Annotated in this window: 21 protein-coding genes; 4 read left to right on the forward strand and 17 right to left on the reverse strand. The window is 65.1% G+C overall.

Features of this window, described 5'->3' with window-relative positions; all coding sequences use genetic code 11:
- Positions 1-67: 67 nt before the first annotated feature.
- The 4 genes from tilS to rnhB all read right to left on the reverse strand — a co-directional run bounded on the left by tilS (position 68) and on the right by rnhB (position 6,545).
- Entirely contained in the window at positions 68-1,300 is a 1,233-nt protein-coding gene (gene tilS / locus F579_RS0104150; RefSeq protein ID WP_019024132.1) for a tRNA lysidine(34) synthetase TilS, read from the reverse strand.
- Positions 1,301-1,337: 37 nt separating this feature from the next.
- Positions 1,338-2,303, reverse strand: coding sequence for an acetyl-CoA carboxylase carboxyltransferase subunit alpha (locus F579_RS0104155; RefSeq protein ID WP_019024131.1), 966 nt, complete (start codon positions 2,301-2,303; stop codon positions 1,338-1,340).
- Between the two features lie 160 nt (positions 2,304-2,463).
- Positions 2,464-5,943: a DNA polymerase III subunit alpha gene (dnaE, locus tag F579_RS0104160; RefSeq protein ID WP_019024130.1), complete on the reverse strand. Its 3,480-nt coding sequence runs from the start codon at positions 5,941-5,943 to the stop codon at positions 2,464-2,466.
- Complete coding sequence (rnhB, locus tag F579_RS0104165; protein ID WP_019024129.1) at positions 5,940-6,545, reverse strand: ribonuclease HII; 606 nt, start codon at positions 6,543-6,545, stop codon at positions 5,940-5,942. The genes dnaE and rnhB overlap by 4 nt, the downstream gene beginning before the upstream one ends.
- Positions 6,546-6,700: 155 nt before the next feature.
- On the opposite strand from rnhB, the gene F579_RS0104170 reads away from it, so the two are divergent.
- From F579_RS0104170 to lpxB, 3 genes are read left to right on the forward strand one after another with little or no spacing between them, the layout of a single operon-like run.
- Entirely contained in the window at positions 6,701-7,714 is a 1,014-nt protein-coding gene (locus F579_RS0104170) for a Gfo/Idh/MocA family protein (protein ID WP_019024128.1), read from the forward strand.
- Positions 7,711-8,808, forward strand: coding sequence for a DegT/DnrJ/EryC1/StrS aminotransferase family protein (locus tag F579_RS0104175; protein ID WP_019024127.1), 1,098 nt, complete (start codon positions 7,711-7,713; stop codon positions 8,806-8,808). The genes F579_RS0104170 and F579_RS0104175 overlap by 4 nt, the downstream gene beginning before the upstream one ends.
- Before the next feature lie 22 nt (positions 8,809-8,830).
- The gene (gene lpxB / locus F579_RS0104180) at positions 8,831-9,985 is read left to right on the forward strand and encodes a lipid-A-disaccharide synthase (protein WP_019584605.1); all 1,155 of its coding nucleotides are present in this window, start codon (positions 8,831-8,833) and stop codon (positions 9,983-9,985) included.
- Positions 9,986-10,011: 26 nt separating this feature from the next.
- Here the strand turns inward: lpxB and lpxA are convergent, their stop codons facing one another.
- From lpxA to rpsB, 13 genes are all read right to left on the reverse strand, one after another.
- On the reverse strand, positions 10,012-10,794 hold the full coding sequence (lpxA, locus tag F579_RS0104185; protein WP_012982874.1) for an acyl-ACP--UDP-N-acetylglucosamine O-acyltransferase: 783 nt from the start codon (positions 10,792-10,794) through the stop codon (positions 10,012-10,014).
- Positions 10,791-11,249 carry a 3-hydroxyacyl-ACP dehydratase FabZ gene (gene fabZ, locus F579_RS0104190; RefSeq protein WP_019024125.1) on the reverse strand — a complete coding sequence of 153 codons (459 nt, stop codon included), beginning with the start codon at positions 11,247-11,249 and terminating at the stop codon, positions 10,791-10,793. The genes lpxA and fabZ overlap by 4 nt, the downstream gene beginning before the upstream one ends.
- A 66-nt stretch (positions 11,250-11,315) precedes the next feature.
- The gene (gene lpxD / locus F579_RS0104195) at positions 11,316-12,317 is read right to left on the reverse strand and encodes a UDP-3-O-(3-hydroxymyristoyl)glucosamine N-acyltransferase (protein WP_019024124.1); all 1,002 of its coding nucleotides are present in this window, start codon (positions 12,315-12,317) and stop codon (positions 11,316-11,318) included.
- A 4-nt stretch (positions 12,318-12,321) separates the two neighbouring features.
- Entirely contained in the window at positions 12,322-12,858 is a 537-nt protein-coding gene (locus F579_RS0104200) for an OmpH family outer membrane protein (protein ID WP_012982877.1), read from the reverse strand.
- 19 nt (positions 12,859-12,877) lie between these two features.
- Entirely contained in the window at positions 12,878-15,220 is a 2,343-nt protein-coding gene (gene bamA, locus F579_RS0104205; protein ID WP_019024123.1) for an outer membrane protein assembly factor BamA, read from the reverse strand.
- A 33-nt stretch (positions 15,221-15,253) separates the two neighbouring features.
- The gene (rseP, locus tag F579_RS0104210; RefSeq protein ID WP_019024122.1) at positions 15,254-16,615 is read right to left on the reverse strand and encodes an RIP metalloprotease RseP; all 1,362 of its coding nucleotides are present in this window, start codon (positions 16,613-16,615) and stop codon (positions 15,254-15,256) included.
- Entirely contained in the window at positions 16,612-17,817 is a 1,206-nt protein-coding gene (ispC, locus tag F579_RS0104215; protein ID WP_019024121.1) for a 1-deoxy-D-xylulose-5-phosphate reductoisomerase, read from the reverse strand. Before ispC ends, rseP begins: the two co-directional genes overlap by 4 nt.
- Positions 17,818-17,837: 20 nt before the next feature.
- Positions 17,838-18,647 carry a phosphatidate cytidylyltransferase gene (locus F579_RS0104220; protein ID WP_019024120.1) on the reverse strand — a complete coding sequence of 270 codons (810 nt, stop codon included), beginning with the start codon at positions 18,645-18,647 and terminating at the stop codon, positions 17,838-17,840.
- A gap of 10 nt (positions 18,648-18,657) precedes the next feature.
- Entirely contained in the window at positions 18,658-19,410 is a 753-nt protein-coding gene (gene uppS / locus F579_RS0104225; RefSeq protein ID WP_019024119.1) for a polyprenyl diphosphate synthase, read from the reverse strand.
- A 14-nt stretch (positions 19,411-19,424) separates the two neighbouring features.
- On the reverse strand, positions 19,425-19,982 hold the full coding sequence (frr, locus tag F579_RS0104230; protein WP_012982883.1) for a ribosome recycling factor: 558 nt from the start codon (positions 19,980-19,982) through the stop codon (positions 19,425-19,427).
- A complete protein-coding gene (gene pyrH, locus F579_RS0104235; RefSeq protein WP_012982884.1) occupies positions 19,975-20,712 on the reverse strand; it encodes a UMP kinase in 738 nt (245 codons plus the stop codon). The genes frr and pyrH overlap by 8 nt, the downstream gene beginning before the upstream one ends.
- A 122-nt stretch (positions 20,713-20,834) precedes the next feature.
- Positions 20,835-21,704, reverse strand: a complete 870-nt coding sequence (gene tsf / locus F579_RS0104240) for a translation elongation factor Ts (RefSeq protein ID WP_017926280.1) — start codon at positions 21,702-21,704, stop codon at positions 20,835-20,837.
- Positions 21,705-21,817: 113 nt separating this feature from the next.
- Positions 21,818-22,600: a 30S ribosomal protein S2 gene (rpsB, locus tag F579_RS0104245; RefSeq protein ID WP_019024118.1), complete on the reverse strand. Its 783-nt coding sequence runs from the start codon at positions 22,598-22,600 to the stop codon at positions 21,818-21,820.
- Positions 22,601-22,892: 292 nt separating this feature from the next.
- On the opposite strand from rpsB, the gene map reads away from it, so the two are divergent.
- A complete protein-coding gene (gene map, locus F579_RS0104250) occupies positions 22,893-23,678 on the forward strand; it encodes a type I methionyl aminopeptidase (protein ID WP_012982887.1) in 786 nt (261 codons plus the stop codon).
- Positions 23,679-23,682 lie beyond the last annotated feature (4 nt).

Genomic DNA, 23,682 nt, shown 5'->3' on the forward strand with positions numbered 1-23,682 from the left:
CTCGCCCCGTCAACTGTAAGGTGACTACAGGTTTTGGACGGATCACCATCCATCATACCAGCCACTTTCAGGGACTCAGGTCTCCATCCGACCAGAGAATTGCCACGACGAGCCCATCCGCCTGCCGCCTGATCAACGGCAGATGCTCGCGCTCCCATGGCGGGATCCCCCGCTCCTGAAGCCGCTTTTTCAAGGGTCGGCGGCCAGCTGGCGTCACCACGGTCTCCCCGCCGCGGCGAAAACCGACCTCCAGCGCCTCCTGTGCGTCCACACCCAGGGCCACCAGCGCGGCGCGCTCCAGCACGCGACCATCCGGGAGTGTCAGACGCGCATGCCCCGACGGCCAGGAAATTACGTCCCCTGGCGCGGCTGGTTTCGCATCCGGGGCTTCGGCGTAAATCGTTCCGCGATAAACGCCCATCCAGCCATCCGCCCAGCGCAGCTCCGGATTCCGATCCGGCCCGTGGACCTCCAGTTGTCGACAGAACTCCTCCAGCCGCGCATGGCCCGGTGGTCGCAGGCCCTGTGCGCGCAGCCAGGCCCGCAATCGCGCCCGCCGAGCGGGCCGAGCCAGCTCGGCCAGCGAGGCCAGCTCGAGCGAGTCTTTGTCCGGAACGCGTTCATCCTCCAGGCCCTCCAGACGGTCGACGACCTCCCGCTGCCAGCGCGCGCAGCGCGTCAGGGAGGCGTAAACGGGGAAGCGCTCCGCCAGACGCGGGAGGATTTCGTGGCGCAGAAAATTGCGATCGAAGCGAGTGTCGTCATTGCTTGGGTCGTGGTACCAGTCGAGGTCTGCCACTCGCGCATAGTCCGCGATGGCCTCGCCGGGGACCTCCAGCAACGGACGCCCCAGCCAGGTATCCCCTTCGCGACGCATGGCCCGCATGCCCTGAAGGCCTTCCGGCCCGCTCCCGCGCAGCGCGGCAAGCAGGAAGGTCTCGGCCTGGTCGTCGGCATGCTGGGCGGTCAGGATCAGGTCCTGCTCGCCGAGGCCCTCGCGCAGAGCCGTATAACGCGCACGGCGCGCCGCGGCTTCCGGCCCCTCGGAGGCATCATCAAGAATGGTCACCTTGCATACGGTCAGCGGTACATCCAGCGCCTCGGCAACGCGAACACAGAACGCTGCCTGCGCATCGGCATCCGGTCGCAGACCGTGATTCACGTGCCAGGCCTCAAGGCCTCGGGGACGCAGATGGGCGAGCGCATGCAGCAATACGGAGGAATCGCGACCGCCGCTGAAGGCAACCCGCAGGGAAGTAGCACCGGGGTGATCCTGCAAAAAGGCCCCAACAGCGGCCATCACCGGGTGGGCGCGATCCGGCCCCCGGCCCGGTGTCTCAGGAGGCGGCTTCCTGGAAGGCACCGTAGTCCATCAGGCGGCGGTAACGCCGATCCAGCCGCTTGCCGGGGTCCAGCGCCTCCAGGCCATCGAGGGTTTCCAGCAGCGCCGAGCGCAGTTGTGCCGACATCGTTTCCGGATCGCGATGGGCGCCGCCCAGGGGCTCGGGGACAATGCGATCGACCAGCCCGAGATCGTGCAGCCGCTGCGAAGTAATCCCCAGCGCCTCAGCTGCCTCGGACGCGCGTTCGGCACTCTTCCAGAGAATGGAGGCGCAGCCCTCCGGCGAGATGACCGAGTAGGTCGAGTACTGCAGCATCAGCGTGGCATCCCCGACCCCGATCGCCAGCGCACCACCGGAGCCGCCCTCGCCAATCACGGTCGCGATGATCGGGGTATCCAGCCGAGCCATCACCATCAGATTGCGGGCAATCGCCTCGCTCTGACCGCGCTCCTCGGCTCCCACGCCCGGATAGGCGCCCGGGGTATCGATGAACGTGAGAACCGGCAGCCGAAAACGTTCGGCCGTCTCCATCAGCCGCAGGGCCTTGCGGTAGCCCTCCGGGCGCGGCATCCCGAAGTTGCGGTAGACCTTCTCGCGCGTCTGGCGCCCCTTCTGATGGCCGATGATCATCACCGGACGCCCGTCGAGACGGGCCACGCCACCGACGATCGCCGGATCATCCGCGTAGGTTCGGTCACCGTGGAGCTCCTCGAACTCGTCGAACAGCTGCGGAATGTAATCCAGCGTGTACGGACGCTTGGGGTGGCGCGACATCTGCGCCACCTGCCAGGGGGTGAGCTTGGCGAAGATGCTCTCCGTCAGCGAACGGCACTTTTCCTCGAGGCGCTGGATCTCTTCCTGGATGTTGACCTCGGCATCGTCACCCACATAGCGCAAATCCCGAATCTTGGCTTCCAGTTCGGCAATGGGCTGTTCGAAGTCGAGAAAATCCGGATTCATGCAGGGTCCCGCGTCGGAAAGATGGGCGTCAGGCGCGGAATTGTAACCAATTACCCCGCACTTCGCTGCCCGTTCGAGACCGGCCAAAACGGTTAGGCAACAATATGCGCTGGCTCAGGGCTACTGATCACAACGCCCGATATCGTAGAAGCCGACAGAATCACCGACCGTACAGGACCTGGGCCTCGCAACCCGGCCCAAGGGTCTGCTGCAGATTGCGCAGCAGGCGCTCGTCCGGGCGGATGGCCCAGGCCTCGGGCAGGCTCAGCTCGGCCTCGAGGTCATCCCGCCGGTAGCACAGGTGGACCCGGCACTGGCCATCGCGATGCTCCTCCATCAGGCCGCGCAGGTTTTCTACCTGCTCGGCACGCACCCCTTCCAGACACAGGTGCAGGGCGCGCGCCCACTGCGCCCGCGCCTCGTCCAGGGTATACACCGCCCGGGCGCGCATGCGGATGCCGCCAGCATAATCATCCAGCGCTACCGTCCCTTCGGCCACCAGGAGGGTGTCCGGCTCCAGCCGATCGCGATAAGTATTGAAGTCGTCGTTGAACAGCACGATCTCGGCACGCCCGCTGCGATCATCCAGCGTCGCGATGCCCATGCGGCCATTCTGCGTGTTGCGCACCCGTACACCCACGACCAGGCCGGCAATGCGCACCGTCTCCTGGCGCCCGCGACGCCCCTGCTGGCCGCTGTCATCAGGTCGCTGTTCCAGCTTCGCCTCCAGCTCGGCCAGGGTGCTGCCCGTCAACCGCTTGAGCTCGGCGCGATAACGCTCCACCGGATGCCCGGTCAGGTACAAGCCGAGTGTTTCCTTCTCCCCACGCAGTCGGTCGTCGTCCTCCATCTCCGGGAGGGTCTCGCTCTCGGGGACCACGGCGGCCGCCGGGTCGCCAAACAGATCGACCACGCCCAGGCTCGCATTGCGCTCGGTCTGTTCCGCCGCGGCGACAGCCGTGGGGATGTCGTTCAGCAGCGTCGCGCGGTTCGCGCCGATCGCATCCAGCGCGCCCGCACGCACCAGCGTCTCCAGCACCCGCTTGTTCAGCTTGGACAGGTCCACGCGCTGGCACAGGTCGATCAGTCCGTGGAAGGATCCATCCGCCGCACGCGCCTTCAGCAGCGTGTCGATCGCGGACTCGCCCACGCCCTTGATCGCCCCGAGGCCATAGACCACCGTTTGCGCATTGAGGCAGGTAAAACGGTAGTCCGACTGGTTCACATCTGGCGGCAGGACCTCCAGACCCATATTCCGGCATTCCTCGATCAGGCCCACGACCTTGTCGGTGTTGTCCATATCCGCGGACAGCACCGCCGCCATGAACGGCGCCGGATAATGCGCCTTCAGCCAGGCAGTCTGGTAGGCGACCAGGGCGTAGGCAGCCGAGTGCGACTTGTTGAAGCCGTAGCCGGCGAACTTCTCCATCAGATCGAAAATGTAGGTCGCGGTACTCTCCTCGACCCCGCGCCCAAGAGCACCCTCCATGAAGATCTGGCGCTGCTTGGCCATCTCCTCGGGCTTTTTCTTGCCCATCGCGCGTCGCAGCAGGTCGGCGCCGCCCAGGGTGTAGTTCGCCAGCACCTGGGCGATCTGCATGACCTGCTCCTGGTACAGGATGACCCCGTAGGTCGGCTGCAGGATCGGCTCCAGATCCGGATGCGGGTACTCCACCTGCGCGCGGCCGTGCTTGCGGTCGATGAAGTCATCCACCATTCCGGACTGCAACGGGCCCGGACGGTACAGGGCCACCAAGGCGATGATGTCCTCGAAGCTGTCTGGCTGCAGGCGGCGAATCAGGTCCTTCATCCCGCCCGATTCCAGCTGGAACACCGCGGTGGTCTGGTAGGCCTTCAGCAGCTTGAAGGTGTCGGGGTCATCCAGCGGGACCGCATCCAGGTCGATGCGGGCCTCCGGGTCCATCTTGCGCACGTTCTCGACCGCCCAGTCGATGATCGTCAGTGTGCGCAGCCCCAGAAAGTCGAACTTCACCAGGCCCACGGCCTCGACGTCGTCCTTGTCGAAGTGGGTCACCAGCGACCCGCCATCGTCTTCGCAGTACAGTGGCGAGAAGTCGGTCAGCGCAGACGGTGCAATCACCACGCCGCCGGCGTGCTTGCCCGCGTTGCGCGTAAGCCCCTCGAGCTTGAGCGCCAGATCGATGATCCCTCGCACCTCCTCGTCCTGGTCGTACTGCGCCTTCAGGTCCTCGCTCTCGGCCAGGGCCTTGCCCAGTGTCATGCCCAGCTCGAACGGAATCAGCTTGGCGATACGGTCGACAAATCCGTAGCCATAACCCAGTACGCGGCCACAGTCGCGCACGACCGCCTTCGCGGCCATGGTGCCGTGGGTGATGATCTGCGAGACCTTGTCGCGCCCGTAACGCTCGGCCACGTAGTCGATCACGTCGTCGCGTTTCTCCATGCAGAAATCGACATCGAAGTCGGGCATGGAGACGCGCTCAGGGTTAAGAAACCGCTCGAAGAGAAGCTCGTAACGCAATGGATCGAGGTCAGTAATTCCCAGCACATAGGCCACCAGCGAACCCGCACCCGAGCCACGCCCCGGCCCCACCGGGATGCCGTTGTCCTTTGCCCACTGGATAAAGTCGGCCACGATCAGGAAGTAGCCGGGGAAACCCATCTGGCAAATCACGTCCAGTTCGAGCTTCAGGCGTTCCTCGTACTCCGAGCGCTCGGCAAACTGAAAACGTTCCAGCCGCGCTTCGAGCCCCTTCGCCGAGGTCTCGCGCAGGTGATCCTCGACCGTGTATCCCTCCGGCACCGGGAAATCCGGCAACACCGACTCCCCGAGCGTGAGGCTCACACTGCAGCGCCGCGCGATCGCGACCGAGTTCGCCAGGGCCTCGGGGATATCCGAGAAGCGTTCCGCCATCTCCTGCGGGGTGGCGAGGTACTGATGCTCGGAGTAACGCCGGGGGCGCGAGGGGTCATCCAGCGTTGTGCCGTCATGGATACAGACACGCGCCTCGTGTGCCTCGAAATCCTCGGCTTTTAGGAAACGAACGTCGTTGGTCGCCACCACCGGCAGCTCGAACTGCTCCGCCGCCGCCAGGGCCTGCTCGATCCAGGCCTCCTCGCCCGGGCGCTCGGTGCGCGTCAGCTCCAGATAGAAGCGCCCGGGAAAACGCTTCACCCAGGGGGCAAGATCATCGTGAGTCAGCGCGCGCGCGACCCCGGAGCCACTCACGAACAGACCATCGATGCCACCCGACAGCGCGATCAGGCCCTCGGCCGCACTGTCCAGCCATTCGGCGTCAATCCGCGGGATGCCCTTTTCCTGACCTTCCTGCCAGGCCCGAGAGATCAGTCGAGTCAGGTTTCGATAGCCGGGGTCGTTCTGCGCGAGCAGGGTGATGCGCGCCACGCTCCCGTCGGCGCGGGCATCCCGTACCAGCAGATCGGCCCCGATGATCGGCTGCACGCCCTGGGCGATGGCCGCCCGATAGAACTTCACCAGCCCGAACAGGTTGCAGTGATCGGTCACCGCGACGGCCGGCATGCCCTTCTCCGCGACCGCCGCGACCAGCGGTTTCAGGCGCACCAGCCCGTCGATCAGGGAGTATTCGGAGTGCACCCGCAGGTGCACAAAGCCGGGGTCGTGCCATTCGCTGCTCATGCCTGTTCCCCCGCAACAGCGGCCAGCGCGCGTGCCACCGGCCCAAAGCTGCGACGGTGCTCCACACACGGCCCGAGGCGCGCCAGCGCGTCGCGGTGATAAGCCGTCGGGTAGCCGGCATGGCGATCAAAGCCGTAGTCGGGGTAGCGCTCGTGCAGGGCCGTCATCTCCGCGTCACGCGCCACCTTGGCGATGACCGAGGCCGCGCTGATTGCGGCTACGGAGCCATCCCCCCCGACGATCGCCTCGGCGCTCCAGGGGCCATCGGGCGTGAAGCGGCCATCGACCAGCAGGTGATCGGGCGCCTGCGACAATGCGACTACCGCGCGCTGCATCGCCAGCAGAGTCGCGCGATGGATGTTCAATGTGTCAATCTCGGCCGCCTCGGCCCGCCCCAGCGCCCAGGCCACCGCCCGCTCGCGAATCTCGACATCCAGCGCCTGCCGGCGCCGGGCCGAGAGTTTCTTGGAATCGGTCAGCCCCGGTGCTTCAAAACCCTCCGGCAGGATCACCGCGGCCGCCACCACAGGCCCCGCCAGCGGGCCACGCCCCACCTCGTCGACGCCCGCGACCCAAGCGTTTGCCACCCTGTTTGCGGACATCGAACCCCCGATCGGGCCTGGACACCAGGAAAACACTGAAACCTGTGTTTCCCTGGACAGTAGCGGGAATGGATCGCGGACATGCGCGGTCCGGGCGATCCGTTACAATAGCGCCGGAAATCCTAGCACACGCCCCACGAACCTCGAGCCCGCCCATGTCTCAGAATCCCCTGCGCTGCGCCGCGATCGGCGTCGGTCACCTTGGCAAATGGCATGCCGCCAAATACGCCGCCCTGCCCGAGACCGAACTGGTCGCCGTAGCCGATGCCGATGCCGCCACCGCCGAGCGTGTCGCCGCCGAACATGGCTGCGCCGCGGTCACCGATCACCGCGAGCTGCTCGGCCAGGTCGATGCGGTCTCGATCGCCGCGCCAACCACGCTGCACTACGACATCGCGCGGGACTTTCTCGACGCCGGGTGCCATGTGCTGGTGGAAAAACCGATCACCGCGACGCTGGAGCAGGCCGAGGCCCTGAACCAGCTGGCCGAGGCCAAGGGCGTGGTATTACAGGTCGGGCATCTGGAGCGTTTCAATGCCGCCCTGCGCCGGCTGACCGACGATCCGCTGCATCCGCGCTTTATCGAATCGCACCGCCTCGCGCCCTACAAGCCCCGCGCGACCGACGTCTCCGTGGTACTGGACCTGATGATCCACGACATCGACATCATCCTGTCTCTGACGGATTCGCCGCTGACCGAGGTCCGTGCCTCCGGCGCCCGCGTGCTCACGCAGGACATCGACATTGCCAACGCCCGTCTGGAGTTCGCCAACGGCTGCGTCGCAAACGTCACCTCCTCGCGCGTCAGCAACAAGTCCGAGCGCCGCATGCGCATCTTCCAGTCGCACGCCTACGCCTCGGTGGACTTTCAGAACCGTATCCTTTCGCTGAACCGAATCGGCGCGCCCGATCCCGAGACCGGTGCCCCGGAGATCCATAGGGACGAGAGCGTGTTCGACGAGGCCGATGCCCTGCTCGCCGAGATCCGCGCCTTCGTGGCCGCCGTGCGCGGCGAAGGCCCGGTCGTGGTCAGCGGCCGCGATGGTCAGCGGGCGCTGGCCACCGCCGAGCAGATCACGAAGCTCGTCTATCAGAATCTCAACGTGATGGGCCAGGCCGACGGCCCCCACAGCCACCTCGACAACACCCGCACAGGAGTCAAGCCGTGATCCCGATGGTCGACCTGCAGCGCCAGTACCAGAGCCTGCGTCCCGAAATCGATGCCGCGCTGCAGGAGGTCCTGGCCGGGGCCCGCTATATCCTCGGTCCCAATGTCCAGGCGCTGGAAGACGAGCTGGCGCGCTATCTCGGAGTGGAGCATGCGATCACCTGCGCCTCGGGCACGGACGCGCTGCATCTGGCCCTGGCCGCCGCGGGCATCGGGCCGGGCGACGAGGTGATCACCACGCCATTCACCTTCATTGCCACCGCCGAGGCAATTCGGTATGTGGGGGCCGATCCGGTGTTCGTGGACATCGATCCCGATACCTTCAACATCGACCCGGAGCGTGTCGAAGCGGCGATCACCGAACGCACCAAGGCAATCATTCCAGTGCACCTGTTCGGACAGCCGGCCGACCTGCCACGCCTGCAGGCCATCGCCGAACGCCACAAGCTCCTGATCGTCGAGGATTGCGCCCAGTCCTTTGGCGCCGCCATCGATGGCGCGCAGACCGGGTCCGCCAATGCCTTTGGCTGCTTCTCGTTCTTCCCCTCGAAGAACCTCGGGGCCTTCGGCGACGGCGGCCTGGTCACCACCAGCTGCCCGACCTCCGCCGAGGCCCTGAAGCGACTGCGGAACCACGGGTCCAGCGAGCGCTACTACCACGACGAGGTGGGCTACAACAGCCGCCTGGACGAGATGCAGGCGGCGATACTGCGCGTGAAACTGCCGCACATCGACGACTACAACGCCCAGCGCCGGCGCGTCGCCGCCAGTTACCGCAAGGGCCTGGAGGGCCTGCCGGTTCAGACCCCGCACGAGGACGGCATCGGCACGCATGTCTACCACCAGTACACGCTGCTGACCGATCACCGTGACGCGATCATGCAGGCCCTGAAAGAGGCCGAGATTGCGCACGCGATCTACTACCCGGTGCCGCTGCACCAGCAAAAGGCCTTCGCGGATCTCCCGAATCTGCCGACGAGTCTTCCGGTCACCGAGTCCGTCACTGCACGCTGCCTGTCCCTTCCGGTGTTCCCCGAGCTCGAGGACGGCCAGATCGAGATGATCTGCGACACCATCCGGCACGCCCTCGCCTAAGCGCCGAGACAGACCCGGCCCCATGGAACGCCACGTGGTCATCTGCGCCGGAGAGAGCTCCGGCGATGCCCTGGGTGCCGGGCTGGTACGCGAACTGGCGACCCTGGAGCCCGAAGTGCGCTACTCCGGCATGGGGGGCGCGCAGATGCGTGACGCGGGTGTCGAGACGCTAATCGATGTCGAGGAACTCGCGGTCGTCGGCCTCGTCGACGTCCTGGTGAACTACCCGCGCCTGCGCCGACTGTTCCGGCGCATGGGTACCCACCTGGAGCACAACCGTCCGGACCTGTTGGTCCTGGTCGACTACGTCGAATTCAACCTGCGCCTGGCGGCACATGCACGACGCCTGGGTATCCCGGTCCTGTTCTATGTCAGCCCCCAGTTGTGGGCCTGGCGATCCGGGCGCATCCGCCGGATTCAGCAGTGCGTCGATGCGATGGCGGTGCTGTTTCCCTTCGAAACCGAGATTTACGAACGTGCCGGCGTCCCGGTGCGCTACGTGGGCAATCCACTGGTGGACCGGGTCCAGGACCCCACCGTACCGTTAGCGGAACGGATCGCCGTCGCCGAAGATGAACGCGTGATCGGGCTCTTGCCCGGCAGCCGCAGCGGAGAGCTCAAGCGCCACTGGCCGCTCCTGGTCGAGGCCGCGCGACGGATGCACGGGGAGGAGCCCGCACTGCGCTTCGTGGTCGCGCTGGCCCCGGGTGTGGACCCGTCGCGCCTGGACGCACTGGCGCCGCGCGACGGCCTGCCGATCTCGTTTGTCTCGGGCGAGGATGGCACGCACGCGCTGATGGCGGATGCCGATCTGCTGCTGATTGCCTCGGGCACGGCCACGCTCGAGGCCGGACTGCTCCAGGCGCCCATGCTGGTGTTCTACCGAATGGGAGGGCTTAGCCACGCGGTCTTTTCCCGCCTGGTCCGCCTGGAGAATATCGCCCTGGTCAACATCGTCGCGGGCGAACGACTGGTCCCCGAATACCTTCAGCGCCAGGCGAACCCCGAACGCCTCGCGTCGGACGCGCTCGACCTGCTGCGACACCCGGAGCGGCTCGGCGCGATGCGGGAGTCCCTGGCCTCGATCCGTGAACGTCTGGGAGACGGCGGGGCCGACCGCCGTATCGCCGAGATGGCGCAGGAACTGCTCAGCCAGGGGCATCTGTCCCAAGGTTGAATCCGGCCTCGGGGATCAGCGTTTCCCTAGTGCGGCCGCCCGCCACGAAGTATGCCGCGCTGGCTGTTACGCACGAACCCGATCAAGTTGCGCACCTCCGGGACCTCGGTCTCGTCGAACATCGTCTCCAGATGGCGCTCGCGACCCGCGCGACCGCGCATGCCCAGGATAAAGACCCGATGCAGCGCCTGGATCGCCTCGTTGGAGAAACCGTTGCGCCGCAGCCCGACCTTGTTGATCCCGATCAACCGCGCGTAGTTGCCACTGGCCAGGCAGTAGGGCGGCAGGTCGCGGTTCAGCGCCGCGCCCATACTGGTAAAGGCAAAGGTCCCCACGCGACAGAACTGGTGTACCAGGGTAAACCCCCCCAGCGTCACGTTGTCCTGAATCTCGACATGGCCCGCCAGAGAGGTCGCGTTGGAGAAGATGATCTGGTTGCCGATGGTGCAGTCGTGCGCGATGTGCACGTAGGCCATGATCAGATTGTCGTGTCCGATCACGGTCTCGCCGAGCCCCTTCTCCGTGCCCCGGTGCAGCGTGACGGATTCACGGATCACGTTGCGATCCCCGATCACCAGCCGCGTCGGCTCGCCCTTGTAGGTCGTGTCCTGCGGTTCCTCGCCTATCGAGGAGAATTGGAAGATGCGGTTCTCGCGACCGATCTCGGTCGGGCCACGGATCACCACATGCGGACCCACGCGGGTACCGGCCCCGATCCGCACATTCGGACCGATTACGCTGAACGGCCCCACCTCGACCGAGGAGTCCAGCTCCGCGCTCGGGTGTACGTCGGCCCGAGGGTCGATCACGAGGGGATTTCCTGCCCGGAACACATCAGCTGCGCCGTGGCACAAACCTCATCGCCCACACGAGCAACCGCGTCAAAGCGCCAGATGCCGCGCATGGTGCGCTTGAGATCCACACGCAGGTGGAGCTGGTCACCGGGCACCACCTGGCGCCGGAAACGTGCCTCGTCGATGCCGACAAACAGGTACAGCTGCTGCTTGTCCTGGTTCTCGTTACGCGCCTCTTCGGTCTTGAACGCCAGGAGGCCGGTGGCCTGCGCCAGCGCCTCGAGGATCAGGACGCCGGGCATCACGGGCTTGATCGGGAAGTGCCCCTGAAAATAGGGCTCGTTGATACTGACGTTCTTGATACCGGTCAGATAGGTGCCGGGCTCCCATTCCAGCACCCGGTCGACCATGAGAAACGGATATCGATGCGGCAGATAGCGCATGATCTCCTGGACATTGAAGTCATCCACGCGGCATTCCTTTTTTGTTGATTCTGACGAGCCGAGACCAAAGGACGACTCCAACACAAGCGGGACTCACGCATCCCGTGTCCGGGCGAGCCGACGCAGCCGTGCCAGCATCCGGTTCCACAGCCGGGCATCCTGGTGAGGGACACCGGATGCATACTCCCCCGGTTGATCAATCGAGCGCGTGACGAGCGTCATCGCGTGCAGTGTCACCCGATCGGCGATCGCCAGGTGGCCGAGAATTCCGACCCCGCCCCCAATGGCGCAATGCGCCCCGATGCGTGCGCTGCCCGCAATCCCCACACAACCCGCAATGGCCGTATGGTCGCCAATCTGAACGTTATGGGCAACATGGACGAGGTTGTCGATCTTGACCCCGTTGCCGATCCGTGTGGACTCAAGCGATCCGCGATCGATGGTGGAGTTCGCACCGATCTCCACATCATCGCCCACGCGCACATCTCCCAATTGCTCGATCTTCTCCCAGGAGGAATCCGGGCCAGGTGCGAATCCGAACCCATCCGCGCCCAGTACCGCGCCACTGTGGATGATGGCGCGTTTGCCAACCTTCACGTCATCCAGCAGGCTGACGCGGGGATGCAGGTAGCACCCCTCCCCCAGCTCGACGCGCTCCCCCAGCACACTGTTTGCGCCGATCACCGAACCTGCACCAACCCGCGATCCGGGGCCAACGACCGCGCCGGGCCCAACCTGCACATCGGCGGCAAGATGCGCATCCGGATGCACTCGCGCGCTTGCGTCCACTCCGGGAACGGCGTCCCGGCGACCGGCAGCCAACCAACGGGAAACCTGCCCATAGGCCCGATAGGGGTTGTCGACGGCAATCCATGCATGCGCAGTCGTGGCCACTGGCTTGATACCCGACCGGGGGACCAGAACACAGCCCGCTTCGGTCGACTCCAGGGCATTGCGATAGCGATCGGGATTCGTCACAAAAGCCACATCCGCTGGCCCGGCCTGGGCGAGCGTCGCCAGGCCTCGCAACGGGATCTCCGCCGACCCGGTGAGTTCGCCGTCCAGATGCTCGGCGAGCTCACCGGTGGTAATCACCCGCTCAGTCGTCGCGCTGCATTGCGGCAAGGATATCGTCCGTGATGTCGACCCGGTCGCTGGCGTAGAGCACGTTGCGCTCGGTCAGGATGACGTCGATCTCGCGTTCGCGCGCCAGTTCCACGATTGCATCGTTGATCCGCCGCTGCAGCCGCGAGAGTTCTTCGTTACGGCGCACGTTCAGGTCCTCGCTGAAGCTCTCCTGGGCGCGCCGGAACTCTCGCGACCGCTGGGAAAACTCCCGCTCCAGATCGGCCCGCTCGGAGGGATTCATCATGTCCCCGTCGCGCTCCAGCCGGTCACGCATGCGCTGCAGCTCTTCGCGCTCGGCCACAAGCTCGGCGTCACGCGGGGAGAACTCACGTTCGAGCTCGCGCATAGCCTGCTCGGCCTGCGGCGAGTCCTCCAGAATGCGGTTCATCGTCACGAACGCGACGTTCTGAGCCCCGGCCTGTGCCGGGAGGGCCAGCCAGCCAGCCAACAACAGCACGGCGGACAGCGCCAGGGCGCCGCCCTTCATGGTCCCACTGCGCTGACTCATCGTTTCTTGCTCCTTACGCTCAGAAGGACGCCCCCAGCAGGAACTGGAAGCGCTGAATATCGTCTTCCGGCTGGTCGTTCAGCGGCTCCGCAATACTGAAGCTCAACGGACCCACCGGCGAGAACCAGGTTATCGCAAACCCCGCGGAAGCCCGCAGTTCGCCGACGTCCCAGTCACCCGGATCGTTGAATACATTACCTGCATCGACAAAGGTACTCATGCGCACCGCATCGTTGTCGGCCGCAAAGGGCAACGGATAGAACAGCTCGCCCGAGATCGTGGTGCGGAACCGGCCACCATACGGGTCGTCGTTCGAATCACGCGTGGCGGGTCTCAACTCGCCGTCGAACTCGCGCAGCTCGCGCTGGTCGCCCAGGCGATTGTCCTCGTAGCCTCGCACCGAACGGATACCGCCGGCGAACAGGCGTTCATAGAACGGCAGTTCGGAGCCGCCGTAACCATCCGCGTAGGCGATACCGCCAGAGAGGCTGAAGGAATACCGATCCGAAAGGCGGAAGATCTCCTCGCCCGAATAGGTCAGCTTGTAGAACTCTCGGTCACTGCCGGGCACAGCAAGTTCCAAACCAATGCGGTGGCGCCGACCCTGAGTCGCGAATGTCGTGCGATCTCGGGTGTCGTGGATATAACTCGTCTCGATCTTGTAGAAATTGGCGGAGCTGCCGAATTCGTCGATCTCGGCGAAGATCTCTTCCGGGCTTCCCCGCCGTCCATCACGCTCTACCGTGTCGATCTCGATGTGTTCGTACCCGGGCACGATCCGAATCCGGTCGAACTCGGACAGCGGGATCCCGTAGCTCACGTCGAACCCGTAGCGGTTCGAGGAGTAGCGCGAGATATTCGCCCGCTCGGCGTCGATCTTGCGGTAGAAGACGGAGAACCCGCGACTGGCCCCGGCGGGGGTGTAGTGCGGGTTGGTCACGCTCATGCGGAAGATCTGGTTCACCCGGCTGGTGCTGATCTCCGCGTTGAAGCGGTTCCCGGTGCCCAGGAAGTTGTCCTGCTGCAGCCCGGCCGTCAGCAGCACGCCCTGGTTCTGCGAGAAACCCGCCCCGAGCGTCAACGCACCGGATTGCTGCTCGGTGACCGTGATATTCAGGTCCACCTCGTCATCAGTACCGGGGACCCGCTGCGTCTCCACATTCACGCTCTGCACGAATGGCAGACGCTGCAGCCGCACGCGGGAGCGCTCGATCAAGGCCCCGTTGTACCAGGAGCTCTCCATCTGCCGCAGCTCGCGGCGATAGACGCGCTCCTCCGTATTCTCGTTACCGGTGATCTGGATGCGACGAACGTATACACGCGGGCCTGGGTCGATGAAGAAGGTGATATCGACCTCGCGGCTGTCCTCGTCGACATCCGGCACGGGATTCACGTTGGCGAATGCATAGCCGTCCTGCATCAGACGGTTCGTGATGCGTTCGGCCGATTCGGTCACCTGGCTGCGCGAGAAGGGTTCACCTACATCAATCTCGACCAGCTCTTCCAACTCGTCCCGCGAGACCACGAAATCGCCCGCCAGGTCGAATCCGGTGACGGTATAGCGGTCACCCTCGTCCACATTTATCGTGATGAACAGATCGCGGCGGTCCGGCGTCAGGGTCACCTGGGTGGAATCGATATCGAACTCGAGAAAGCCCTCGTCCAGATAGTGCGAACGCAGCTGCTCCAGATCACCCGACAGCTTCTCGCGGGAATAGTGGTCCCGCCGACTGAAGAAGGCCCACCAGCGGGGTACGCCCGAATCAAAACGGCGGGTCAGTTCGCGGTCGGTGAAGGTCTCGTTGCCCACCACATTGACCTGCTGGATACGCGCCACAGGGCCTTCGGCAATATCGATCTCGATATCCACGCGGTTGCGCGGCAGGTCGATGATCTCCACATCCACCTCGACGTTGTAGCGGCCGCGCGCGAAGTACTGCTGACGCAGCTCGCTCTCGATCCGGTCGAGCATCGTGCGGTTGAACACGCGCCCGCTGCGCAGCCCGGCCGCTTCAAGCGCCTCGCGCAGGCCATCGTCCGGAATGTCTCGATTCCCGGAAAAGTTGATCTCGTTGATGGCCGGACGCTCGGAGACAATCACCACCAGCACGTTCCCGCGCCGGGCAATCTCCACGTCGTCGAAAAACCCCGTCTGGAACATCTCGCGGATGATGTCCGGGCTCTGGCTTTCATCGAAGGTGTCGCCCACTTCGACTGGCAGATAGCTCAGCGCCGTACCGGCGGTAATCCGTTCCAGCCCCTCGATCTCGATATCCTCGATCTGGTAGGTCTGTCCCCAGGCCGTACCTGCCAGACCCAGGAGACCGACCAGGGCTATTGCTCTCAAGCTGTTTCGCGACATGCTTTCCGCCAATTCAGAAGGGCTGTTTCGGGGTTACCCGAACAGACGTGTCAAATCGTTGTAGAGGGCCAGCAACATCAACCCGGCGATCGCGAGGATGCCGAACTGCTGCCCGATGATCTGGGCGCGCTCGGACACCGGGCTCCCTTTAACCGCCTCCACCGCGTAATACAGCAGGTGGCCACCATCGAGCAGCGGGATCGGCAAGAGATTGATGATCCCCAGCGACACACTCACCAGCGCCAGGAACCCGAGGAAGGCCGAGATCCCGATCACCGCGGTGGTGCCCGCAAACTCGGCTATGGTAACCGGTCCGCTGATGTTTTTGACCGACGCCTCGCCAGTGACCATACGCCAGAGGATGCCGACCGTCAGAATCGAGACATCCCAGGTGCGAGCCGCCCCTGAAACCAGCGCCTCCACGGGGCCCTGGCGCACCAGCACCGCCATCTCGCGCGCCGCGGGCTGGTCTGGATCCACCCCCGCACCGATGCGCCCGATGGTCTCGCCATTGGTGGCGATTGCCTCCGGCGTAACCCTCAGCTCGACCGTTTGGTCACCACGTTCCACCTGCACGACCTGTTCACGCTCCGGGCTCGCCTGAATGCGGCGGACCCAGTCGTTCCAGTCGTCGATCGGGTCACCGTCCACGGTCAGCACGCGGTCGCCGGGCTCAAGCCCGGCCGTCGCCGCGGGGCTGCCCGACTCGACCTGGCCGATGCGCGGCACCAGTGCCGGGCGATAAGGCGCGAGCCCCACCTGCTCCAGGAATTGCCCCTGGCCCAGGATCGCCTGACGATCGCGCAGATCCAGCGTGCGCTCCACCTCGCGGCCATCGCGGTCGCGCACGAGAACCGGCACCGTATCACCCCGTACGGCGTGGTCAAGGAGCCGAAGGTTCGTTTGCTCCCAGTCCCGCACGGCGCGCCCGTCGACCGCAAGAATCTCCTCGCCGCGCTCCAGGCCCGCGACCGCCGCCGGGCTGTCCGCGGTAATGTCGCCCACTACCGGTCGCACCCCGCCCACGCCAATCATGAACATCGCACCGTAAGCAACGATCGCGAACAGGAAATTCGCCAGCGGGCCGGCGGACACGATAAACGTGCGCGCCTTCAGGCCCTTGTTGTTGAAGGCGCGATCCCGCTCCTCGGGCGCCACATCGCCCTCGCGCTCGTCGAGCATCTTCACGTACCCGCCAAGCGGCAGGGCCGCCACGACGAACTCCGTTCGATCCCGTCCGATCCGGCGGCTCAACAGCGGCCGCCCGAACCCGACCGAGAACCGCAGGACCTTGACCCCCATCGCACGCGCCGCCAGATAGTGCCCGTACTCGTGCACCGTCACCAGCACACCGATGGCCACGGCGAACGCCAGCAGACTGGTCAACAGCGTCATGACACCGCCCGGCGCTGCAGACGCCCGATCTCGCTACCGGCATGGGCGCGTGCCTCGGCATCCGCCGCCAGGACGCGCTCCAGGGAGTCGGCTGGCTGCGTCGGCAGGGCGTCCAGCGTCCGTTCGATGACCACGGTGATGTCGCTGAAGGCCAAGCCGCCCGACAGGAAGGCCTCTACCGCGATCTCATTCGCCGCGTTCAGCACGGCGGTAGCCGTACCGCCCTGCTCCATGGCTCGGTAGGCCAGCCCCAGGGCCGGGAACCGTTCGGCCTCCGGCTCGCGAAACTCCAGCGGCCCCACACCCAGAAGATCCAGTGGCGCAACACCGGACTCCACCCGGTCGGGCCAGGCCAGGGCATGCGCGATCGGGGTGCGCATATCGGGATTGCCCATCTGGGCAAGCACCGAGCCGTCGTTATACGCCACCATCGAGTGCACGATGCTTTGCGGGTGCAGGACGACCTGGATGGCCGAGGGATGAACCGCGAACAGCCAGCAGGCCTCTATCACCTCCAGGCCCTTGTTCATCATGGTTGCGGAATCGACCGAAATCTTGCGCCCCATGTCCCAGTTCGGGTGAGCACAGGCCTCGTCCGGCGAGATGTCGCCAAAGGTATCGAGAGGCCGGTCGCGGAACGGGCCACCCGAGGCGGTCAGCCAGATGCGCTCGACGCCATGCGGCGTAACCTCGTCCGCGCAGACATAACCCGTCGGCAGACACTGGAAAATGGCGTTGTGTTCGCTGTCGATCGGCAGCAGGCAGGCCCCGGAACGGCGCACCGCATCGATCAGCAGCGCCCCGGACATCACCAGGGCCTCCTTGTTGGCCAGGAGCACACGTTTGCCGGCCTCGGCCGCCGCCAGAGTCGGCAGGAGCCCGGCCGCGCCGACAATAGCAGCCATCACGGCGTCCACCTCCGGCGCCTCCGCCACCTTGGCCAGTGCTTCCGGCCCCGCCCGCACCTCCGTGGGACAACCGGCCGCCTCCAGTTCGCGCTGAAGCGCGCTCGCGGCGTCCTCTTCGGCAACGACGGCGATGCGCGGTCGCACCTGCAGACATTGCGCTTTCAGACGTTCGACATTGCGATGCGCGGTCAGCGCGTAGACGTGAAAGCGGTCCGGCTGGCGCGACACCACATCCAGGGTGCTGACGCCGATGCTGCCGGTGGAACCGAGTATGGTGATCCGCGTGGGGCTCATAACGTGTTACCTGCGACTCTTTATGCCCCGGGGACGGGCAACAAGGCCAGCCAGAGCAAGCCGGCCAGAAAGATCGGGGCCGCCGCGATCAGGCTGTCGATGCGATCCAGAATACCCCCGTGACCGGGTAGCAAGGAACCGCTGTCCTTCGCACCCGCCTGGCGCTTGAGAATGCTCTCGAACAGGTCGCCCACCACCGACACCAGCGCAATCAGGATCGACAGCAGCACGAACACCAGCGCATCCATGGGCGCCAGCCCCCAGACACCGGCCACCACCACGGCCAAGGCGAACACGGCGCCCAGACCGCCGAGCAGACCTTCCCGGGTCTTCCCCGGACTGATATGCGGAGCCAGTGCGGTGCGCCCGAAGGCCCTTCCGGCGAAATAGGCACCGGTATCGGCAAAGCCCACCAGAACGATCAGGTACACCACCAGCCAGGGTGCCAGCGCATGCAGCCAGACGATGGCCATACCCGCGGGCACCAGCGTCAACACCGCCGCGACGGTTAGCAGCTTGGGGCGCGGCCCACGCTCGTCGATCCCGGAGCGGTAAAACGGTAGTGCCAGCACAATCAGCAGCCACCAGACAACCGCAAACAGGAGAACCAGTAGATGCACGGGCTGCGCCAGCGTCAATCCCAAGGCCACCAGTGGCGTCAGCACCAGCACCACCAGCACCGCGCGTTCCCAGGCTGCGTGCAGTCCGGTCAGCTCGCCCCACTCCCAGGTGGCCAGCCCAATTCCCAAAGCCATCAACGCCAGCACCGCCCAGTTGGGCCCGAACGCGATCAGTGCCAGCGCGGGCAGCCCGATCACCGCGGCGGTCATTACCCGGGTTCTAAGCACCGGGGGCCTCGGTCGCTGAATAGGCCCCGGCTGACACTCGGCCAAAACGCCGCTGGCGCTGGGCATACCAGGCCAGACTGCGCTCGAAGTCCTTCACGCCAACATCCGGCCAGTAGGTTTCGATGAACAGTATTTCGGCGTAGGCCGCCTGCCACAGGAGGAAGTTGCTGATGCGTTGTTCGCCGCCGGTGCGGATCAGCAGGTCCACGTCGGCCAGACCGGCTGTACTCAGCTCGGCCGCAAAAGCGGCCTCGGCATCACCATCGGCCTCCGAGCCACCACTGGCCACCCACCGCCTGGCCGCCTGCAGGATGTCCCAGCGGCCGCCGTATCCCAGTGCAACCACCAGGCACATCCCCTCGTTGCCCGCGGTGGCCTCTTCGGCCTCGCACATACGGGTTTGTAGCGTTGGAGGAAAAGTGGCGCGATCGCCGATGAATCTCAGGCGAATGCCGCGCTCGACCAGCTCGGGCAGTTCGCCCTCGATAGCCGTGACAAAGAGTTCAAAGAGCGCCTCGACCTCGGCGCGGGGGCGACCCCAGTTCTCGCTGCTGAACGCAAATACCGTGAGCGACTGAATACCGTGTTCGGCGTAGAAACGCACCGCCCGGCGGGTCGCCTCCAGACCCTCGCGATGGCCTTCGGAGCGGTCCAGCCCACGGGCCTGGGCCCAGCGCCCGTTGCCATCCATGATGATGGCAACGTGGCCGGGCAGCGCGGGGTCGGTGGCGGAGGAAACCGGCATACGGGGATGGCCGGTCAGACTTCCATCAACTCGGCTTCCTTGTCCTCGAGCAATGCATCGATCTTCGCGATGTGGTCGTCGGTGAGCTTCTGCACCTGTTCCTGTGCCTTGCGCTCTTCGTCTTCCGAGACCTCCTTGTCCTTCACCGCCTGCTTGAAGGTGTTGTTGGCGTCGCGGCGGATATTGCGCACCGCAACACGCGCATTTTCGGCCTCGGCCCTGACCACCTTGACCAGGTCACGGCGGCGTTCTTCCGTCAGCGCCGGCAGCGGCACCCGGATCACGGTGCCCATGCTCGCCGGGTTCAGACCCAGGTCCGAGGTCATGATCGCCTTCTCCACCTTCGCGACCATGTCCTTTTCGTATGGCACCACGGCCAGGGTGCGCGAGTCCTCGGCGTTGATGTTCGCGACCTGATTGATCGGCACTTCCATGCCGTAGTAGTCGACATGCACATGCTCGAGCAGACTGGGGTGCGCGCGACCCGTGCGAATCTTGGCCAGCTCGTTGCGCAGGGCCTCGATGCTCTTGTCCATGCGCTGGCGCGCGTCCTTGATCGTGGCGTCAGTCATCTCGGGATCCCTCGACCAGGGTTCCCACCGGCTCGCCCATCACCAACCGGCGGAGGTCCCCTTTTGCAAACATGTTCATCACGCGGATTGGCAGGCCGTTGTCACGACACATCACCAGCGCGGTCGTATCCATTACACCCAGACGGCGTTCCAGCGCCTCGTCGAACGTCAGGCGTTCATAACGGCGGGCATCCTTGCTCGTCATCGGGTCCGAATCATAGACCCCGTCCACCTTGGTGGCCTTGATCATCAATTCGGCATTGATCTCGATGGCGCGCAGCGAAGCGGCGGAGTCGGTGGTAAAGAAGGGGTTGCCGGTTCCCGCGGCGAACACCACGATCCGGCCCTTTTCCAGATGCCGCACGGCGCGGCGGCGAATGTAGTCTTCGCAAACCTGATTGATGCGGATGGCCGACATCACACGCGAGAAACGACCCGCGCGTTCGATCGCATCCTGAATGGCCAGGGCATTGATGACCGTTGCCAGCATGCCCATGTGGTCACCCGTAACCCGGTCCATGCCACCCTGGGCGAGACCGGCGCCACGAAAGATGTTGCCCCCTCCGATCACGATGCCGACCTCGACACCCATGCTCGAAAGCTCCGACACCTCTTCGGCGACCTGCGCCAGGACATCCGGGTCCACCCCATAGGATTGCTGGCCCATCAGGGCCTCCCCGCTTAACTTCAGAAGGATGCGCCTGTACGCGGGCTGCCTGTCCTGACTCATTGGGCTCCTTTATCGGGCTCGGGTCCTGCACCTGTCATCAATGGCCGTGCTTGCCGGCCGGCGAGCGATGCGGGCGCGTCCTGCGCCCGCATCGGGAGTCTACGCCAAAGCGATTCGGCGGATCAGGCCCCGCGGGCCTGGGCCATCACTTCTTCGGCGAAGTTCTCTTTTTTCTTCTCGATGCCTTCGCCCACCTCGTAGCGCAGGAAACCGGTAACCGAAGCGCCCTTCGCTTCCAGCAACTGGCCAACGGTCTGGTCCGGGTCCTTCACGAACGGCTGACCGACCAGGGTGATCTCGGCGAGGTACTTGCGAATGCGGCCTTCGATCATCTTCTCGATGATGTTCTCCGGCTTGCCGGATTCCTCGGCCTGCGCCTTGAAGATCGCGCGTTCCTTGTCCAGCAGGTCCTGCGGGACACCGGACTCGTCCACACACACTGGCTTCGAGGCCGCGATGTGCATCGCCACGTCCTTCGCGAGGGCCTCGTCGCCACCCTTCAGGCTGACCACGACACCAATGCGCGTGCCGTGCTGGTAGAAGCCCAGCGCGTCTTCGGCCTGCAGGCGATCAAAGCGGCGCACCTGCACGTTCTCGCCGACCTTGGCGATCAACTGGGTGCGGTGCTCCTCGAGGGTCTGGCCATCGACGGTCTCGGCCATCAGGCCTTCCACGTCGCCAGCACCGGAGCTCAGGGCAATCTGGGCGCACTGGGCGGAAAAGGCACGGAAGTTGTCGTCGTTACCAACAAAGTCCGTCTCGCAGTTGATCTCGACCAGCACGGCCTTGTTGCCCTCGCTGACGATCTCGACGCGACCTTCGGCCGCCACACGACCGGCCTTTTTGTCGGCCTTCGCCATGCCGGACTTGCGCATGGCCTCCACGGCGGCTTCCAGGTCGCCCCCGGTCTCGGTCAGTGCCTTCTTGCACTCCATCATGCCGGCGCCGGTGCGCTCGCGCAGTTCTTTCACTTGGGCAGCAGTAATCTGCATCGGGATGTACTCCTGAAAAATTCGTCAATCGAGCCGGCCACGCAGCAAACCGGGGCCGGCTCTCTGGTTCAAGTGGCCCGGGCGCGGTATCGCGCACCGGGCCCAATGCCCACTCAGGCCGGGTTGGCCGGGGCCGCCTCGCTGGATTCGGCACTGCCCCCGGCAGCGGCATCCGCACCCGCGAACTCGTCCTCGGACACGCCGCCCGTGGTCACCGCGCCCTTGGCCTCGATGATCGTGTCAGCGATCGCAGCCACGTACAGCTGGATCGCACGCATCGCGTCGTCGTTGCCCGGGATCACGTAGTCCACGCCTTCCGGCGAGTGGTTGGAATCGACCACCGCCACGACCGGGATACCGCGTTTCTTGGCCTCGGCCACGGCGATCTTCTCGTAGCCGACGTCGATCACGAACATCGCGTCCGGCATGCGGTTCATGTCCTTGATGCCACCCAGGCTGCGCTCGAGCTTGTCCTTCTCGCGGCGGCGGGTCAGCGCTTCGCGCTTGTTCAGCACCTCGAAGCTGCCATCGGCGTCCATGGTCTCCAGGTCCTTCAGGCGCTTGATCGACTGCTTGACCGTGCTGAAGTTGGTCAGCATGCCGCCCAGCCAGCGATGGGACACGAACGGCATGCCGCAACGGCGCGCCTCTTCGGCCACCACTTCACGCGCGGAGCGCTTGGTGCCCACGAACATGATCTTGCCGCCGTCTGCGGCGATCTTGCCGAGGAAGTTCAACGCGTCGTTGAACATCGGCAGGGACTTCTCGAGGTTGATGATATGAATCTTGTTGCGTTCCCCGAAGATGTACGGGGCCATTTTGGGATGCCAGTAACGCGTCTGGTGGCCGAAATGCACACCGGCTTCCAGCATCTGTCGCATAGTCACGAGGGACATTAGGTTTCTCCTGTAACGGGTTGAGCCTCCACGCATCCCGATCTGAAACCCGAGCACGAGACCGAAGCCTCCTGGCGGGCACCCGACAGACCGTGTCGATGCGTGTGTGGATTAAGGTTCCGCGAGACCGCCGGCTTCCGGCCGCCTCCCGACCCCGCCGAATTGCCAGCGAGGCGCGCGCTTTATAGCATAGGACGCTGACTTGAACCAACTATCCGGGCCCTGTTTGGCGCCGTGTCGCGGGCTCCCGAGACCCGCCACACAACCCTCGCAGGTCTCGACCGGAGCCCCCATGTCCGTAACCATCAAGACCCCAGAAGAGATCGAACACATGCGCGTCGCCGGCCGCCTGGCCGCCGAAGTCCTGGAGATGATCGAACCGCATGTGCAGGCCGGGGTCACCACCGGCGAGCTGGATCGCATCTGCCACGATTACATCGTGAACACCCAGGATGCGATCCCCGCGCCGCTGAACTATCGCGGCTTTCCCAAATCGATCTGCACCTCGGTCAATCACCAGGTCTGTCACGGCATTCCGGGCGATCGCAAGCTGAAAAACGGCGACATCCTCAATATCGATATCACCGTGATCAAGAACGGCTTTCACGGCGACACCAGCCGCATGTTCGTGATCGGCAAGCCCAGCATTCAGGCGCAGCGCGTGATCGACGTCGCCCGCACCAGCATGTATCTCGGCATCCAGCAGGTACGCCCCGGCGCGACCCTTGGCGACATCGGACACGCGATCCAGCAGTACGCCGAAAGCCAGCGCTGCTCGGTGGTGCGCGAGTTCTGCGGTCACGGTATCGGGCGCGGCTTCCACGAAGACCCGCAGGTGCTGCACTACGGCAAGCCGGGCACCGGGCTGAAACTTGAGGAAGGCATGTGCTTCACCATCGAGCCGATGATCAATGCCGGGCGCCGGCATACCCGGATCCTCGCCGACGGCTGGACCGCCGTCACCAAGGACCACAGCCCGTCCGCGCAGTGGGAACACACCCTGCTGGTCACGGCCGACGGCTACGAGATCCTGACCCTGCGCAAGGACGAGACCCCGCCCCAGGAACTCGCGGCCTGAGTCG

This window comes from Thioalkalivibrio sp. ALJ21, from assembly GCF_000378605.1.
Classification (GTDB): domain Bacteria; phylum Pseudomonadota; class Gammaproteobacteria; order Ectothiorhodospirales; family Ectothiorhodospiraceae; genus Thioalkalivibrio.

Coding starts and splice junctions, on each gene's coding strand:
- tilS (WP_019024132.1), bottom strand. CDS start 1,300: ATGGCCGCTGTTGGGGCCTTTTTGCAGGATCACCCCGGTGCTACTTCC.
- F579_RS0104155 (WP_019024131.1), bottom strand. CDS start 2,303: ATGAATCCGGATTTTCTCGACTTCGAACAGCCCATTGCCGAACTGGAA.
- dnaE (WP_019024130.1), bottom strand. CDS start 5,943: ATGAGCAGCGAATGGCACGACCCCGGCTTTGTGCACCTGCGGGTGCAC.
- rnhB (WP_019024129.1), bottom strand. CDS start 6,545: ATGTCCGCAAACAGGGTGGCAAACGCTTGGGTCGCGGGCGTCGACGAG.
- F579_RS0104170 (WP_019024128.1), top strand. CDS start 6,701: ATGTCTCAGAATCCCCTGCGCTGCGCCGCGATCGGCGTCGGTCACCTT.
- lpxB (WP_019584605.1), top strand. CDS start 8,831: ATGGAACGCCACGTGGTCATCTGCGCCGGAGAGAGCTCCGGCGATGCC.
- F579_RS0104200 (WP_012982877.1), bottom strand. CDS start 12,858: ATGAGTCAGCGCAGTGGGACCATGAAGGGCGGCGCCCTGGCGCTGTCC.
- bamA (WP_019024123.1), bottom strand. CDS start 15,220: ATGTCGCGAAACAGCTTGAGAGCAATAGCCCTGGTCGGTCTCCTGGGT.
- rseP (WP_019024122.1), bottom strand. CDS start 16,615: ATGACGCTGTTGACCAGTCTGCTGGCGTTCGCCGTGGCCATCGGTGTG.
- ispC (WP_019024121.1), bottom strand. CDS start 17,817: ATGAGCCCCACGCGGATCACCATACTCGGTTCCACCGGCAGCATCGGC.
- F579_RS0104220 (WP_019024120.1), bottom strand. CDS start 18,647: ATGACCGCCGCGGTGATCGGGCTGCCCGCGCTGGCACTGATCGCGTTC.
- uppS (WP_019024119.1), bottom strand. CDS start 19,410: ATGCCGGTTTCCTCCGCCACCGACCCCGCGCTGCCCGGCCACGTTGCC.
- frr (WP_012982883.1), bottom strand. CDS start 19,982: ATGACTGACGCCACGATCAAGGACGCGCGCCAGCGCATGGACAAGAGC.
- pyrH (WP_012982884.1), bottom strand. CDS start 20,712: ATGAGTCAGGACAGGCAGCCCGCGTACAGGCGCATCCTTCTGAAGTTA.
- tsf (WP_017926280.1), bottom strand. CDS start 21,704: ATGCAGATTACTGCTGCCCAAGTGAAAGAACTGCGCGAGCGCACCGGC.
- rpsB (WP_019024118.1), bottom strand. CDS start 22,600: ATGTCCCTCGTGACTATGCGACAGATGCTGGAAGCCGGTGTGCATTTC.
- map (WP_012982887.1), top strand. CDS start 22,893: ATGTCCGTAACCATCAAGACCCCAGAAGAGATCGAACACATGCGCGTC.